The sequence below is a fragment of the Pseudarthrobacter sulfonivorans genome (genome assembly GCF_031454915.1).
GTDB lineage: Bacteria > Actinomycetota > Actinomycetes > Actinomycetales > Micrococcaceae > Arthrobacter > Arthrobacter sulfonivorans_C.
Genome location: NZ_JAVDRS010000001.1, coordinates 553,354 through 569,012 on the forward strand (window position 1 = coordinate 553,354; position 15,659 = coordinate 569,012).

The 15,659-nt window shown below is 65.2% G+C and carries 15 protein-coding genes; 10 read left to right on the forward strand and 5 right to left on the reverse strand.

What is annotated here, in order from left to right; translation table 11 throughout:
- Positions 1 to 174: 174 nt before the first annotated feature.
- Complete coding sequence (locus J2808_RS02510; RefSeq protein ID WP_309811112.1) at positions 175 to 642, reverse strand: tRNA (cytidine(34)-2'-O)-methyltransferase; 468 nt, start codon at positions 640 to 642, stop codon at positions 175 to 177.
- 48 nt (positions 643 to 690) lie between these two features.
- A complete protein-coding gene (locus J2808_RS02515) occupies positions 691 to 1,656 on the reverse strand; it encodes a J domain-containing protein (RefSeq protein ID WP_309811115.1) in 966 nt (321 codons plus the stop codon).
- A 276-nt stretch (positions 1,657 to 1,932) separates the two neighbouring features.
- Between J2808_RS02515 and J2808_RS02520 the strand changes: the two genes are divergently transcribed.
- Complete coding sequence (locus tag J2808_RS02520) at positions 1,933 to 2,601, forward strand: hypothetical protein (RefSeq protein ID WP_309811832.1); 669 nt, start codon at positions 1,933 to 1,935, stop codon at positions 2,599 to 2,601.
- Here J2808_RS02520 and J2808_RS02525 read toward each other — a convergent pair.
- Positions 2,598 to 3,020 carry a hypothetical protein gene (locus J2808_RS02525; RefSeq protein WP_309811118.1) on the reverse strand — a complete coding sequence of 141 codons (423 nt, stop codon included), beginning with the start codon at positions 3,018 to 3,020 and terminating at the stop codon, positions 2,598 to 2,600. The two genes, J2808_RS02520 and J2808_RS02525, sit on opposite strands and share 4 nt — an antisense overlap.
- 117 nt (positions 3,021 to 3,137) lie before the next feature.
- On the opposite strand from J2808_RS02525, the gene J2808_RS02530 reads away from it, so the two are divergent.
- On the forward strand, positions 3,138 to 3,773 hold the full coding sequence (locus tag J2808_RS02530) for a helix-turn-helix transcriptional regulator (protein ID WP_309811121.1): 636 nt from the start codon (positions 3,138 to 3,140) through the stop codon (positions 3,771 to 3,773).
- 33 nt (positions 3,774 to 3,806) lie between these two features.
- Positions 3,807 to 5,039 (forward strand): cysteine desulfurase family protein, encoded by a 1,233-nt coding sequence (locus tag J2808_RS02535; protein WP_309811124.1) that lies wholly within the window; start codon positions 3,807 to 3,809, stop codon positions 5,037 to 5,039.
- Here the strand turns inward: J2808_RS02535 and J2808_RS02540 are convergent.
- Positions 5,015 to 6,271, reverse strand: coding sequence for an NAD(P)/FAD-dependent oxidoreductase (locus J2808_RS02540; protein ID WP_309811127.1), 1,257 nt, complete (start codon positions 6,269 to 6,271; stop codon positions 5,015 to 5,017). The two genes, J2808_RS02535 and J2808_RS02540, sit on opposite strands and share 25 nt — an antisense overlap.
- Before the next feature lie 209 nt (positions 6,272 to 6,480).
- Here J2808_RS02540 and mnmA point away from each other — a divergent pair, with 209 nt between their 5' ends.
- The 7 genes from mnmA (at position 6,481) to J2808_RS02575 (ending at position 14,707) form a co-directional block, all read left to right on the forward strand.
- Positions 6,481 to 7,605, forward strand: coding sequence for a tRNA 2-thiouridine(34) synthase MnmA (mnmA, locus tag J2808_RS02545; protein ID WP_309811130.1), 1,125 nt, complete (start codon positions 6,481 to 6,483; stop codon positions 7,603 to 7,605).
- Positions 7,606 to 7,794: 189 nt separating this feature from the next.
- Entirely contained in the window at positions 7,795 to 9,435 is a 1,641-nt protein-coding gene (locus tag J2808_RS02550) for an ABC transporter substrate-binding protein (RefSeq protein WP_309811132.1), read from the forward strand.
- Positions 9,436 to 9,526: 91 nt separating this feature from the next.
- Positions 9,527 to 10,609 carry an ABC transporter permease gene (locus tag J2808_RS02555; RefSeq protein ID WP_309811136.1) on the forward strand — a complete coding sequence of 361 codons (1,083 nt, stop codon included), beginning with the start codon at positions 9,527 to 9,529 and terminating at the stop codon, positions 10,607 to 10,609.
- Complete coding sequence (locus J2808_RS02560; protein ID WP_309811139.1) at positions 10,609 to 11,601, forward strand: ABC transporter permease; 993 nt, start codon at positions 10,609 to 10,611, stop codon at positions 11,599 to 11,601. Before J2808_RS02555 ends, J2808_RS02560 begins: the two co-directional genes overlap by 1 nt.
- Positions 11,598 to 13,310 carry an ABC transporter ATP-binding protein gene (locus tag J2808_RS02565; protein WP_309811141.1) on the forward strand — a complete coding sequence of 571 codons (1,713 nt, stop codon included), beginning with the start codon at positions 11,598 to 11,600 and terminating at the stop codon, positions 13,308 to 13,310. Before J2808_RS02560 ends, J2808_RS02565 begins: the two co-directional genes overlap by 4 nt.
- A gap of 9 nt (positions 13,311 to 13,319) precedes the next feature.
- On the forward strand, positions 13,320 to 13,706 hold the full coding sequence (locus tag J2808_RS02570; RefSeq protein WP_309811144.1) for a chorismate mutase: 387 nt from the start codon (positions 13,320 to 13,322) through the stop codon (positions 13,704 to 13,706).
- Entirely contained in the window at positions 13,697 to 14,707 is a 1,011-nt protein-coding gene (locus J2808_RS02575; RefSeq protein ID WP_309811146.1) for a uroporphyrinogen decarboxylase/cobalamine-independent methonine synthase family protein, read from the forward strand. Before J2808_RS02570 ends, J2808_RS02575 begins: the two co-directional genes overlap by 10 nt.
- A gap of 94 nt (positions 14,708 to 14,801) precedes the next feature.
- Here the strand turns inward: J2808_RS02575 and J2808_RS02580 are convergent, their stop codons facing one another.
- Positions 14,802 to 15,515: a DUF4166 domain-containing protein gene (locus J2808_RS02580; protein WP_309811148.1), complete on the reverse strand. Its 714-nt coding sequence runs from the start codon at positions 15,513 to 15,515 to the stop codon at positions 14,802 to 14,804.
- Positions 15,516 to 15,659: the final 144 nt, after the last annotated feature.

Below are 15,659 nucleotides of genomic sequence, written 5' to 3' on the forward strand. Positions count from 1 at the left end.
GCGGTGAATCCGGGGCACTGCCGCCGCGCGGGGCACCGGATATGGCAGGCGCAAGGGCCGGCCCGGCCTGTAACAGTTTCACCTGCCGCTCCTTCATCACCTGGGAAGTGCTGTCGGGAGTGATTCGGTGCCGGAGACGCTGCGGATGGGCCTGCGGGTGCCGGAATCAGGTGCTCAGGTCTGGGCGCCGGCAAACCCCTGCTGGCGCCAGGCCTCGTACACAGCAATGGAGGCAGCATTGGCAAGGTTCAGCGAACGCAGGGAGGGCAGCATGGGAACACGGACGGTGGCGGTGACATGCGGGTCGCGCTTAATATGCTCGGGCAGGCCCACGGATTCCTGGCCGAACATCAGCACGTCGCCAGGCTGGTAGGCGATGTCCGCGTAACTGGCGGTCCCGTCGGAGGTGAAGGCGTAGACGCGTTCCGGCTGGAGCTCACGCCAGGCGTCCTCGATGGTTTTATGAACCGTCACGACGGCGAGGTCGTGGTAGTCGAGGCCGGCCCGCCGTAGCTTGGCGTCGGAGAAGTCAAAGCCCAGGGGTTCCACCAGGTGCAGTTCGGCGCCGGTGATGGCGGCCAACCTGATCGCATTGCCGGTGTTGCCGGGGATTTCGGGGGAATGGAAGAGGATTCGGAACACGGTCCAATCCTAGCCAGTCCATGCCTGGTCGCTGTTCAGTTCACCGGTTCAGTGCATGCCGCGCAGCAGCCGGGCGAGGATGGGCACGTTGACGGTATTGGGCGTCGGGCCCGAGGACAGGAAGTGTTTGAGGCCGCGGACCAGGCCTGCGGCATTGACCACCTGGACGGTTTCGCCGGCTCCGGACGTGCGCCGGTGGCGGTCGATGACGGGCTCGTGGAGGTTGCCGTCGGGGCTGTGGATGACTGTCCAGCCGGTGACGTTAAGTTCGGGGAAGATGTCCTGCATGGCCCGCACCACGTGGGCCAGTTGCGGCGGGGCGATGGAGCGTCCACCGTGGTTGAGGGTCTGACCGTCCCAGGCGTAAGCACCCTTGGGCAGGAGCATGGAACCGATGAGGGCCAGCCGGTAGCCGGACATGAGCGCATGGTCGATGTGGCTGTTGTCGGCGGGGGATTGCAGCCCATTGACCAGCCGGGCTGCCGGAATCGCCGGCAGCACCTGCCGGGTGATGAGCTGGACGGTCCGCATTTCACGCTGGATCCGGGCCTCGGCACCGAAAATTCCGCGTTTGCGTGGCATTCCGTGGACCTGCTGGCTTGCTTGGCTGAAGGGGATGAGCGGGACTGTCCCCGCCGCTTCGAAAGCAGCGGAGTCGTAGGGCGGGAGGTAGAGTGCGGGGTCGCCGGCGGTGTTGCGTGGCGTGCTGGGCCTGTGCACGGTGGCCGAGGCATGGCTGCCCGCGGCCGGCGCATCGAAGTGCGCTTCCGAGTCACCCGCGCCGGCCGTCCTGCCAGCGGTTCCGGCGGCGTACGAGCGGTCATAGGCTTTACGGCGCGTGGGGTCGATCAGGGTTTCGTAGGCAGCTGTCACCTGGCGGAACGCGGCGGCGTCCCCGCCGTGGTCCGGATGCGCCGTCCTCGCAGCCCGGCGATAGGCCACCTTGATCTCTTTGTCGGTGGCTGTCACGGCAACGCGGAGCACCTCGTAATAGGAGCTGCGGCTCTCGGTCAAGCACTCATCCTTCTGTTCGTCTGGCCAGTCCACGGCAGGCAGCCCGGTTGGCCCAGTTTAGCGGCCTGTCCACACAACGTCTGCGCAGATGGAAGTGGTTCCCGCCGCTGGCATACGGCAACAAACGTGCCGGTTCGGAACCGCACCCAGCGGAACGGGCCATGACACTGCCGCGGCGCTGGGCCGGGCTGTCGTGGCCGCCCGCGACGGCCTGCCGTCTAGACTCTTGGATGATGAACGGCAGGTTGGCCGTTCGGCAAGCATATTGGGGTGGACATGAAGGCACAGGCTGCAGCTGTACTCGTGGCGGGGGCCCTGCTGGGTGTGAGCGCACTGGCAGGATGCAGTGTTGGCGTCCCGGACCCGGCCGCCCCGAAAGTGGAGCAGACCGCCACGGCCCTTGCCACCCCCACCATCACGCCAGGCCATGACGCCGCGGCAGTGGCTGCCAAGGACATGCCCTTCTCTGCCGGTGCCACGTTGGCCGAAGGGGTCCCGGTGGGGATCTCGGGCGGACTCAAGAGTGCGCCCGGCTGGACGCCGGTCAAGGAGAACGTGGCCGGCGAAAGCCAATACCTGAAAGCCGACGGCTGCCTGGTGGCAGCCAAGGTCCGCACCAACCAGTCGCCCCTGGTACAGCCGGACGACAGGGAATCAACGATCGGCCTGTTTACTTACCTGGACCCCACAATCCTCCCCGCCTACCTGAAGACGGCAACGCTGCGGTGGGGCGGCGAGCCTGACAAGCGAGGGCCAAGCGTTGAAGTGCTGGTGCTGGAGAAGCCCGGTCTGCCCGGTGCCAAATCAACGGCCGTCCTGGCCCGGGTCTTCGGCACCGCAGCATCGTCGGTGTATGTCTCGATTTCCTGCCCCGATGCCGCCACCCTGGCGGCGGCCCGGGCCGAGGTAGCAGAGCGTCTCGTGGTGGTCCCGCCGTCGAGCTAGCCCTGGCGGCGCCAGGACCCGGCGGGCGAAAGCCGGTTGAGGGCAAGTGCGCCGACCAGCAGGCCAAAGTCCCTCAGGGCCACATCGTAGAAGTTGCCCAGCACCAGCAGATTGATGATGATTCCCAGCAGCCAGACGGCCACCAGGAGTGAACCGAACCGGGGACGGACGGCCACCAGGATGCCGGCGATGATCTCCACGGCGCCGACGATGTACATAAAAGTCTGCGCCGTGACCGGCACTACGGCGGTGGCAACCGGGGCAAGGTAAATGGTCCAGTCGGTGAGGATGTTGGTGAACTTATCCAGCCCGAAGAGGATCGGCGCGACCGTGAACACCGTCCGGAGCAGGAAGAACGCCTGCCGGTCCGGCGCCATCGTCTGCAGGCGGCCTGCCGACATGTTTTCGGTGGTTTTCATGGTGGTCTCCTTCTAAAAGTAGGTATCATAATTTTAGAAAAATCCGACGGATTAATCAATGGATGTTGTTTTTAGAAGGGTGGGCTAAGCGTGCGCAGACTTCCGTGGGGACGCCGCATGGCGGCCGTTGCCTCGCTCGGCGACGACAAACGCCGGCAGCTCTTTGAGCTGATAGCCGCCTCTAACGGTGCCGTCGGACGGGACGACGCCGCGTTGGCCCTCGGGCTGCCGCGAAGTACGGCGTCGTTTCATCTCGACCGGCTGGTCCAGGACGGCCTGCTGGCAGTGGAATTCCACAAGGCGGCCGGCAAAGCCGGTCCCGGTTCCGGGCGGCCTGCGAAGATGTATCGGCCCGCAGCGAGCGAAGTGGGCGCATCGGTGCCTGACCGGAATTACGATCTGGCCGGGGAACTGCTCGCCGCAGCCGTCGAGCACTCCACGGCAACCGGCGACGCAGTGGGTGATTCGCTGCGAACCACGTCCTACCGCAAAGGCCGGGAGCTGGCAGCAGGAGCCCAGAACCTGGTGGAGTTCATGGCAGGGGAAGGCTACGAGCCCATGCCCGACGGCGACGGCGGCCTGGTGCTGGCCAACTGCCCGTTCCATCGGCTCGCGGACGGGCACCCGGACGTGGTCTGCGCCATGAACGGTTCCTTCCTGCAGGGCGCGGCCGCGGCCTGTGGGGAACCGGAAGGGCGCATTGCACCCAACAGTGTCCCTGGCCAGTGCTGTGCCAGGATCACGCCGCCCTGAGTCCGTGACTGCCGGCGCGGCTAGAATTGATGCGTGCCCGTCTACCTCGATCATGCAGCCACCACGCCACTTTCTGCCGAGGCGCTGTCCGCCCTGACGCGGGAACTGTCCCGCACCGGCAACCCGTCATCCCTGCACGGCTCGGGCCGCCGTGCCCGCCGCTCCGTGGAGGATGCACGCGAAGCGATCGCGACGGCGGCCGGCGCCCATCCCTCTGAGGTCATCTTTACGTCCGGCGGCACCGAGTCGGACAACCTGGCTGTCAAGGGGCTGTACTGGTCCCGCTCTGGCGAAGACCCGGCCCGGCGGCGCATCCTCTGCTCCGCCGTCGAGCACCATGCCGTGCTGGACACGGTGGAATGGCTGGAGCGGCACGAAGGCGCCCAGGTCACCTGGCTGCCCGTGGATGGTGACGGTGTGGTGGACCTGGATGCCCTCGCCGCAGAGCTGGCGCGCGACCCCGGATCCATCGCCCTGGTGACGGTGATGTGGGCGAACAACGAGGTGGGCACCATCCAGCCCGTGCATCGGATAGTGGAGCTGGCGCATGCCGCGGGCGTCCCCGTCCACTCGGATGCCGTGCAGGCCTTCGGTTCACTGCCCGTGGACTTCAAGGCATCCGGCCTGGATGCGATGTCGGTGTCCGGCCACAAGATTGGCGGACCGGTGGGCGTGGGCGCCCTGCTGCTGGGGCGGGCCGTCGAGCTGACTCCGGTGCAGCACGGCGGCGGCCAGGAGCGTGACGTCCGCTCCGGGACACTGGACACCGCCTCCATTGCCGCGTTCGCTGCGGCGGCCGAAGCTGCCCGTGCAAGGCTCGGTGCTGAGACATCCCGCATCGCGGCACTCCGCGACCGGCTGATCGGCGGCGTGCTCGAGCGGGTGCCGGAGGCTGTGCTGCGCGGGCCGGCGGGGGAGGGCCGCCTGCCGGGCAATGCGCATTTCACCTTCCCAGGGTGCGAAGGGGATTCGCTGCTGTTCCTGCTGGACCTTGCGGGCGTGGAATCCTCCACCGGTTCTGCCTGCACCGCCGGCGTGCCGCGTCCGTCCCATGTGCTGCTGGCCATGGGCCTGGATGAGGAAACGGCCCGCGGCGCCCAACGCTTTACCCTGGGACATTCCTCCACGGAGCAGGATGTGGACGCCTTGCTGGCAGCCCTGCCCGGCGCGTACCAGCGCGCCCGCCACGCAGGGATGGCCGGTCACGAATCTTCTATCCAGACTGCCGGCACGGTGGCGCGTCAGGCCGGTGTGGGCAGGAGCTGATCGAGTCCGGCGGAAGCGTCGGCCAGGCGATCGGCCGTGACCGGCGTGCGCGCCGAGATGAGGGCCTTGATGGTCTTCTGCGCGCCGGGCTGGACCTTCCGCGGCCAGTTGACGCTCATCCCGGCCACTACCCGGGAATCCTGCTGCCAGAAGGCGATGAACTCCTTGTCCTCCAGCGAACCCCGGATCACCGGTTCGGCACCGGCGGCCAGCGTCGGGAAGCCGGAGTACTCCATGCTGACGTCGAACTGGTCTGTATAGAAGTAGGGAATGGTGCTGAGTGTGGCGTCCTGGCCGAGCATCGCCCTGGCCGCCACCTTGCCGCCGTTCAGGGCATTGGACCAGTGTTCGCTGCGGTGGTGTTGGCCGGTGAAGGGGTGCAAGGCGTTGGCGACATCACCGGCGGCAAAGATGCCGGGTTCGCTGGTTTGCAGCGACGCGTCAGTAAGGATGCCGTTGTCCAGTGCCAGGCCGGCCGCCTCGGCAAGTCCGGTCTCGGGAGCCACACCCACGGCAACGATCACGATGTCCGCCGGGAGCAATTCGCCGGAGTCGGTGATAACTCCGGTAACGGCGCCGTCCGTCCCCGTGAGCTCCCGTGCTGAGGCGGGAAGCCGGAAACCTACGCCGTTGGTCTCGTGCAGTCCCCGGAAGAACCGTCCCAGCTCCGGGCCGATGGCGCCCGCCAGGGGAATGTCCTCCAGGCCCAGCAGCGTGACGTTGTTGCCATACGCTGCCGCAGCGGCCGCCAGTTCCATGCCGATCCAGCCCGAACCGATCATCACCACGTTCTTCCCGCCCGCTGCCAGATTGCCGCGGAGCCGCCTGCTGTCATCCAACGTGCGGAACGTCGAAACACCGGCCAGGTCGCTGCCGGGCAGGCGCAGCCTCCGGGGCGATGCCCCGGTTGCCAGCAGCAGGGAGCCGTAGGTCAGGGACGTTCCGTCGTTGAGCTGCACAGCCCGTGTGGGCGGCCGGATGCCGGTGACCCGCATGCCCAGACGGAGGTCGACGTCGTTCTCCGCGTACCAGCCTGCCGGCACCACCGGGATGGAGTCCTCCGCGGCCTTGCCAAGCAGATACTCCTTGGACAGCGGCGGGCGCAGATACGGGTCGTGGCTTTCGGCGCCGACAACGGTTACCTGCCCGGTGAAGCCTTCTGCCCGCAGGGTCTTGGCGGCAGTGGCGCCGGCCAGGCCTCCGCCCACGATGACGATGTTTTGAACAGCCATGTCCGCCCGCTTCCCGCTGCTGCGCTCCAATTCTAAAACCGTTAATCCTGACTTTAGAAGTAACGCTCGGCGCAGTCAAGGTCTTTTGGGGAGGGTTCGGCGTGCCGATAGAATAGGGCGGCAGGCATTGTGTTATCTGTGCGTCCGCTACCTGAATGGCAGTGCGCCACTTGGTGCCGGCAGCCCCCCGAACCCAAAAGAAAGCCAGCATGCGAGTCTTAGCAGCCATGAGCGGCGGAGTCGACTCCGCCGTAGCCGCAGCACGTGCCGTCGAAGCCGGACACGACGTCGTTGGCGTTCACCTTGCGCTGTCCCGGATGCCCGGCACCCTGCGGACAGGCAGCCGCGGCTGCTGCACCATTGAAGACTCGCGCGATGCCTGGCGCGCCTGCGATGTCCTGGGTATCCCTTACTACGTCTGGGACTTCTCGGAGCGCTTCAAGGAAGACGTGGTCCAGGACTTCATCGACGAATACGCTGCGGGCCGGACCCCTAACCCCTGCATGCGCTGCAACGAGCGGATCAAGTTTGCCGCTCTGCTGGAGAAGGCCATTGCCCTGGGCTTCGACGCCGTCTGCACGGGGCACTACGCCAAGGTGATCACCGACGCCGAAGGCAACCCCGAACTCCACCGGGCCGCCGACTGGGCCAAGGACCAGAGCTACGTCCTCGGTGTCCTGACCCACGAACAGCTCAAGCACTCGATGTTCCCTTTGGCGGAGACGCCCTCCAAGGCTGAGGTGCGGGCCGAGGCCGAGCGCCGCGGGCTGTCCGTGGCGAACAAGCCGGACAGCCACGACATCTGCTTCATTCCCGACGGCGACACCGCCGGCTGGCTCGCCGAGAAGATCGACATGACCACCGGCGACATCGTGGACGAAACCGGCACCAAGGTGGGCGAACATCCGGGCGCCAATGCTTTCACCGTGGGCCAGCGCCGGGGCCTGAAGCTGGGCACGCCTGCAGCGGATGGCAAGCCCCGGTTCGTGCTGGAGATCCGGCCCAAGGAAAACAAGGTGGTCGTGGGGCCCCAGGCGCTGCTGGCCATCGACGAAATCCGCGGCATCAAGGTGTCCTGGGCCGGCCTGCCCATTGCGGAAATCGCAACGGGGGCCGAATTTGAGTGCCATGCCCAGGTCCGCGCACATGGCGACCCCGTTCCGGCAACAGCCCGCATGGTGCCCGGCGAGGGCGCCCCGCAGTTGCTCGTCACCCTGACCGAGGCGCTGCGGGGAGTGGCCCCCGGCCAGACGGTGGTCCTTTACCAGGGCAGCCGTGTGCTGGGCCAGGCAACCATCGACGCAGCCCGGTCGCTGCAGCGCGCCGAACTTTAGGCTGCTCCCAGGAGCCTGAGCAGAATGTTTGGCCCTGCTCAGGTAAATTTTGTGTCTCAACTCACAAAAATGCCGGTTGATGAGCCCGGCGTCTGATTGAATCTAGGCATCAGGACAGCGCGCTGCCCGCTCGAATAAACACCCCTAAGCGGGCGGCAAACGCGTACTCATCGAACAGAAAGTTCACAGATGACCAAGAGCACCAAAGCCTTGCGGAGCGCACTCGCGCTCGCAGGCGTTTCCGCCCTCGCCTTGACTGCCTGCACGGGCCCCTCCGGCGGCGGCGGAAGCAGCACCACACCAGGGGACACCGCGGGCAGCACCATCACTTACGGCACCACCGACAAGGTCACCGCCCTGGACCCGGCAGGCTCGTACGACAACGGTTCGTTCATGGTGATGAATCAGATTTACTCGTTCCTGTTGAATTCGAAGCCCGGCGGAGCGGATCCCGTCCCTGACCTCGCGGAATCGTCCACGTTCACCAAGCCCACGGAATTCACCGTCAAACTCAAGAGTGACCTCAAATGGGCCAACGGGCACGTCCTGGATTCCAAGGATGTCAAGTTCTCGTTCGACCGCCAGCTCAAGATCAACGATCCCAACGGTCCGGCAGCCTTGTTGACCAACATCGAGTCCATCGCCACCCCGGATGCCACCACGGTGGTCTTCACGCTCAAGCAGGCCAACGACCAGACGTTTGCGCAGATCCTCCAAAGTCCGGCCGCCCCGATCGTTGATGATGAGGTTTTCCCGGCAGACAAGCTTCTCAGCGACGAGGAGATTGTGAAGGCCAACGCCTTTTATGGCCAGTACGTGATCGACTCCTATAGCAAGAACACGCTGGTCAGTCTTAAGGCGTGGCCGGAGTACAAGGGCGTTCTGGGCAAGCCTGCCAACGCCGGCGCCACCATCAAGTACTACACCGACCAGACCAACATGAAGCTGGAGCTCAAGGGCGGCCAGATTGACGTTGCCAACCGCAGCCTGAGCGCCACTGACATCGACGACCTCAAGAAGGACTCCAACGTCGCGGTCCACGTCGGTCCCGGCGGCGAGATGCGGTACATCGTTTTCAACTTCAACACGATGCCCTTTGGTGCGAAGACCCCGGAGGCGGATCCGAAGAAGGCTTTGGCAGTCCGCCAGGCGGTGGCCAACATCGTAGACCGCCAGGCTATTTCGGACCAGGTATATAAGGGCACCTACCTGCCGATGTGGTCCAACGTGCCCTCAGGTTTCCTCGGCGCCAATGAATCCTTCAAACAGGAATATGGAGACGGTTCCGGCAAGCCCAGCCTCGACAAGGCCAAGAAGGTCATGTCCGATGCCGGCGTCACCGGCCCGGTAACCATTAAGCTCCAGTACAACCCTGACCACTACGGCAAGTCCTCCGGCGACGAATACGCCATGGTCAAGGACCAGTTGGAGAAGAGCGGGCTGTTCAAGGTGGATCTGCAGTCCACCGAGTGGGTCACCTACAACGCGGCCTCGAAGAAGGACAGCTACCCGGTCTACCAGTTGGGCTGGTTCCCCGACTTCAGCGACCCGGACAACTACCTGTCACCCTTCTTCCCCAAGGGCGGTTACATCAATAACCACTACTCCAACACGGACGTCGAAACGCTGATTGCCAAGCAGTTGGTCACGTCGGATAAGTCGGAGCGCGAAAAGACCATCCAGGAAGTCCAGAATCAGCTGGCCAAGGACATCTCCACGCTGCCGTTGCTGCAGGGTGCCCAGGTAGCTGTTTCCGGAAAAGACGTGAAGGGCGTGGAGTCCACTTTGGACGCATCGTTCAAGTTCCGCCTCGGCACCGTCTCCAAGTAATTCCGCAGACACACACCTAGGAGGCGGGGCTGACGGCCCCGCCTCCTAGGTGTTCCCAAATTTTCCTCGTTGCAAACCAAGCAGGGACAGCATGGCCACATTGATTGATGCGCCGCCGCCAACGGTCGCGGCCCCCACCTCCAAATCCGCGGGAGGTGGCCTCGGGAAGTACATCCTGGTCCGTTTCCTGCTGATCTTTCCCACCATCTTTATTCTCGTCACCCTGGTCTTCTTCCTCATGCGGATCACGGGCGATCCCATTACTGCGGCCCAGGGCGGACGCCTCCCGCAAGAGCAAATTGACGCATTGGTCCACCAGGCCGGCTATGACAGGCCGCTCTTCATTCAGTACCTTGAGTATCTTGGCCAGATCGCCACTGGCAACTTCGGCCGGACCATCTCAGATGGCAGGCCGGTGGTTGTAATGCTCACCAAATTCGGCGCCGCCACCCTGGAGCTGGCAATTAACGCACTCGTTGTGGCGCTGCTGATAGGAATTCCCTTGGGAATGTTTGCGGCACACAAACGCGACAAAGTGCCGGACGCTTTGCTGCGTTTCTTCGCGATCCTGTGCTACGCCACCCCCGTCTTCTTTGCCGGACTGCTGCTGAAACTCACCTTTTCCGTTGGCCTGGGCTGGTTCCCGGTGGCGGGCCGCGCGTCCACGTCAACTGAGCTGGCTATGGCCCGGCTGTCGGCGCCCACTGGCATCTACTGGCTCGATGCACTGCGGAGCAGCGACCTGGCAGCCTTCGGTGACATCGTCCACCACGCAGTCCTCCCGGCCGTTGCACTGGGACTGCTGACCGCGGGCGTCTTCCTCCGCCTGGTCCGGACCAATGTGATCGGCACCCTGGGCAAGGACTACGTTGAGGCAGGTCGGTCCCGCGGCGTCAGCGAATACCGCCTGGTGACCAAGCATGCCTACAAGCCTGCACTGATCCCCATCATCACGGTCATGGGCCTCCAAATCGCACTGTTGCTTGGTGGTGCAGTGCTTACCGAGACCACTTTCGAGTGGAAGGGCCTCGGTTACCAATTGGCGCAGTACCTCACGGCGCGCGACTTTGTCGCTGTCCAAGGCATCGTCATGCTGCTGGCCGTTATTGTGGCCGTCACCAATTTCGTCGTGGATATTGCCGCGGCCCTGATTGATCCGCGAGTGAGGTACTGATGGGCGCGGAAGCATTCACGCCAAAGAAGAAGTCCTTGTGGGACAGGCTGCCCGTCCTGTCCCACATCCGGCGCAGCGTTGGCCTGCAGCGCACCATGCTGCTGATCGGTGTAGTACTGTCCGCCGTGTTCCTGATGACGGCCCTTTTTGCCCCGTTACTGGCGCCGTACGGTTTTTCGCAAATCTCCGACGACGCCGGAACGTTCCCTGCGCAGGCCGAGCCGGGTGGCAAGCACCTGTGGGGGACCACGGTGGGCGGCTACGACGTGTTGTCCAGGGTCATTTGGGGATCGCAGACTGCGGTGACGGTGATCGTGGTTGCCGTCTTCATGGCCATTTTCCTCGGAGTATTCCTGGGTCTGGTCAGCGGCTACTTCGGTGGCTGGCTGGACCGGATCCTGGTAGTCATCGCTGATGCCATCTATGCCTTTCCCACGCTCCTCCTGGCCATTGTGGTCTCCATCGCCATCAACAAGGGCCAGTCCGGCTTCTGGGGTGGCATCCTCGCCTGCGGGTTCGCCATCACGGCCGTGTTCGTGCCGCAGTACTTCCGCGTGATCCGGGCAGAGACCATACGTCTCAAGGCCGAACCGTTTGTGGAATCTGCCCAAGTGGTTGGTGCCTCCAGCGTACGAATCATCGGCCGGCACATCTTCGCCAACGCGACCCGCACACTGCCGCTGATCTTCACCCTCAACGCGTCCGAGGCGATCCTCACCCTGGCCGCCCTGGGCTTCCTCGGCTTCGGCATCGAACCCAGCTCTGCGGCCGAATGGGGCTTTGACCTGAATAAGGCCATGTCCGATGCGTCTTCCGGCATCTGGTGGACGGGTGTGTTCCCGGGCACGGCGATCGTGCTCACCGTCCTGGGCCTGACCCTGGTGGGGGAGAGCATGAATGACCTTAACGATCCCCGCCTGCGCGGACGCAAACGGGCCGGTGCCAAGATCAAGGCAAAAGACACGACGAGCCAGAAAGAGGTGGCCGCATGAGCGATCCGCGGATCATCGAAGCCAGCCCCGGGCACGGCGCCGGGAAGGTCCTTGAAATCGACCACCTCAAGGTCACGTTCGCTACTGACGGAGGGGACGTCCACGCGGTCAAGGACGTCAGCCTCGACGTCCGGGACGGAGAGGTCCTGGCCATCGTGGGCGAATCGGGTTCCGGCAAGACGGTGACAGCGAAAACCATTCTGGGGCTGCTGCCGGAAACCGCCACCAGTGGGGGCGCCGTGCTCATCAACGGGAACAATGTGATCAGCGTCAGCGCCGCCAAGCTAAGGCAAATCCGCGGCCGGGATGTGGCCATGGTGTTCCAGGAACCCTCCACCGCCCTGAACCCGGTGTTCACCGTGGGCTGGCAGATCGCCGAGGGCATCCGTGCCCACTCCGGCGGTCCCGGCGGCAAGCGGGCCACGGCCAAGGAGGCCAAGGCCCGTGCCATTGAGGCCCTGCGCAAAGTGGGGATCCCGGATCCTGAGCACCGCGTGAACTTTTATCCTCACCAGTTTTCGGGCGGTCAGAAGCAGCGCGTCGTGATTGCTGCAGCCCTCGCCCTGAACCCGGGACTGATTGTCGCGGATGAGCCCACCACCGCCCTGGACGTCACAGTCCAGGCGGAGATCCTGGAGCTGCTGCGGGACCTGAGGGATAAATACGGAACGTCGATCGTGCTGATCACGCACAACATGGGCGTAGTGGCTGACCTTGCTGACCGCGTGGTAGTGATGTACCAGGGTGACGTTGTGGAGGAAGCGCCGGCACGGGTGCTGTTCGCGGAACCCAAAGAGGACTACACCCGGAAGCTGCTGGCGGCCGTGCCGCACTTGGGCAGGAACTCGGCCTCTGAAGGACTCAAGGAACGCGCCCACCAGCATTCACCGGTGCTGGTGGAAGCTTCCAACCTGACCATCGAGTATCCAGGCCGGCTAGGCACACCGGCCTTCAAGGCCGTGGACGGCGTCAGCTTCACCATCTCTGAAGGGGAGGTCTTTGGGCTGGTGGGCGAATCCGGATCAGGAAAAACCACCATCGGCCGGGCCATTGCCGGCCTGAACCGGACCACGGGCGGCAGCCTGAAGGTGCTCGGCTACGAAATGCTGAACTTCAAGGAACGGACGTTCAAGCCCCTCCGGAAGGACATCGGCTTTGTCTTCCAGGATCCGGCCGCGTCCTTCAACCCGCAGCTGACCATCGGCGACTGCGTGGCCGAGCCCCTGATCATCCACACCAACCCCAGCCCGGCGCAAGCGCGCCAACGTGTCGGTGAGCTGTTCGAATCAGTACACCTGCCGGCGTCGTACGCTGACCGGTACCCGCATGAACTCTCCGGCGGCCAGCGCCAGCGGGCGTCACTGGCGCGGGCGCTCATCCTCAACCCGAGGCTGCTGATCGCCGACGAGCCGACCTCGGCGCTCGACGTTTCGGTACAGGCCAAGGTGCTGGAACTGTTCAAGGAGATCCAGGCCGAATTCGGGTTTGCTGCACTGTTCATCAGCCACGACCTCGCGGTGGTGGACATCCTCTCGCAGTGGGTGGGCGTGCTGTACAAGGGCAAACTGGTGGAGCAGGGGATCGGCAGCCAGGTGATGGGGTCGCCGCAGCACGACTACACCAAGCGCCTGATCGCCTCCTTGCCCGTGCCTGATCCGGACGAGCAGGCGCGGCGACGGGCGGCACACCGGGCGTTGCTGGCCACATAGACTTGGAGCATGACGCAGCAAAACCATGATGTTCCCGACGCCGAAACCTACGACGCCGCCGCCAGTTCGCTGGCCGGCCAGGTGGACAACTCGGTGATGGCGGAACTGCTGTCCATCCGGTCCAGCATCGACAACATCGATGCCACCCTGGTCTACCTCCTGGCCGAACGGTTCAAAGCGACGCAGAAGGTGGGCTTCCTCAAGGCCGCACACCGGCTCCCGGCAGGGGATCCGGGCCGCGAAAGCGCCCAGATCGCCCGGCTGCGGCGGCTGGCTGAGGATGCCCACCTGGACCCCGCCTTCGCCGAGAAATTCCTGAATTTCATCATCGGCGAGGTCATCCGCCACCACGAAGCCATCGCCGAGGACCACCAGGCCGCTGCAGAGTGGAAGTAACAGCTACCGCGCTGGGGCCCTGGCCAGGCGAGGACCCCGTGGAGGCCGCGCGGATTATCCGTGGCGAGCTCGGCAGCCCGCACTTGCCGTTCCTGGCCGAGCTGCCGGACCGCGGAGTCGGCTCGGACGCGCTCGGGCGCACGGCCTCGCTCCTGGTTGAGCTGGCCGTGGATGTCCAGCCCTATGGGTGGCGGCTGGTGGATCGGCCCGGCAAGGACGTCCGCCGGGCCGCCTCGGCACTGTCCACGGACATCAATGTGCTGGCTGACGTTGCCGGTGCGGAGGACACACCGGCCGGCGAGCTCAAGGTCCAGCTGCTGGGTCCCCTCAGCCTGGCGGCCGGACTGCACCTCCACAACGGCGAGCGTGCCCTGATCGACTACGGCGCCCGCCGGGATATCGCCGACTCGCTGGCTGCCGGCATGGGCGCCTACCTGTCCCGGATCTCCAGTGCCGTGCCGGGCGCACAGTTGGTGGTCCAGCTTGACGAACCTGACATTGCCGCCGTCCTCGCGGGAACCATTCCGACGTCGAGCGGTTACCGCACGTTGCGGGCGGTGGGCGGCCAAGAGGTCACCGAGTGCTGGCAGTTGGTCATTGAAGCGCTCCGTGCGGCCGGCGCCGTCGAGGTGGTCATTGCGGTGCCCGAGGTGGAGGCCCCGATCGAACGGATCGTGTCGGCCGGCGCCGACGGCGTGGCCGTTCCGCTGAAGGCCCTGACGTCACGGCAGTGGGAGCAGTTGGCTGCTGCAGTGGAGGCAGGCAAGCGGGTCTGGGCCGGTGCGCTGGACCCCCGCGGCGGCAACCTGCCGAAGGTGGCCGACGCCGTCGAGTCCGTCTGGCGGCCCTGGCACCAGATGGGCCTGCCGGCGTCGTCCCTGGGCAGCGTACGCGTCACGCCGGCCGGGGGACTGGCGGGCCTCACGCCGTCCGCCGCCACGGCGGTGCTGGGCCGGCTGACGCAGGTGGCCGACGGGTTGAACCAGCGGGCGCACGGCTAACAGGCAGTCAAACGCGTGGTCATTCCCTGCCCAATAATCCCTCATCCTTGGGCAGGGAATGACCCCGCGTTGGCCCAGGACTAGGTACGGTGGGCTAGGTACGGTCTTCCCAGCGGTCCGGCCGTGCATAGCGGGGCAGGAGACTCTGCGCCGAACTGCCGCCGACATAGGGCCGAAGCCGGTACTGCATGTGCCCGGCATAGACGAGTACTTCCCCGATCTGCGGCTGGATGACCTTGACCTGGATGCGGTGCCGTCCGTGTCCGTCCGCGGTGTCCTCCCACCACTGCTCGGCGTACGCCTTGGCATCCACTGCAGCGGGCAGCGGCAGGCGGAGGTGGCCCAGGAACAGCCGCGAATCCTCTGAGACCCCGCGCAGCCTGCCCTCCTCTGTCACGCTGAGTTTCAGGTCAGTGACCATGCGCCGGAACCGGCCCAGATAGTCCACCAGGCGCGGGTTGCCGCCGGATTCCACGAGGCTGGTGGTGTCCTGGAATATCCTGCTGCGGCCGGGGAAGCGGATCTCCCGGCGGGCGGTGAGGCTGGAGCGGCCGAATGGATCAAGATGCGCGTGGTTCTCGATCCGGAACGGGATTCCCGCACCAAACTCCGGGAAGAACGCCTCCTCCCCGGATGTGAGCTTCAGCAATGGCCGCAGCCACGCCTGCCGGCACCCGGCGACGTCGAAAACGCCTTCACCGACGCCATAGTGTCCGGAGCCGGGCAGCAAGGAGAAGTACTCCTGCAGTTCGGGTTGCAGGCGGGTGAAATCTTCGCCCAGGGCCTGCTGGTAGATCGGGACGTTCATCGGTGACCTCCTGGACGGTACCGCCGGCTGCGCCGCGGTCTATTCCCAATCTACCGGGACGCGCATCCGGGCCTGGCGCCGGGAGCACGTCTGGGTGCTGCGCCATGCCGGAACGGCGTTGAACAGGACAAACCCTGTTCAATA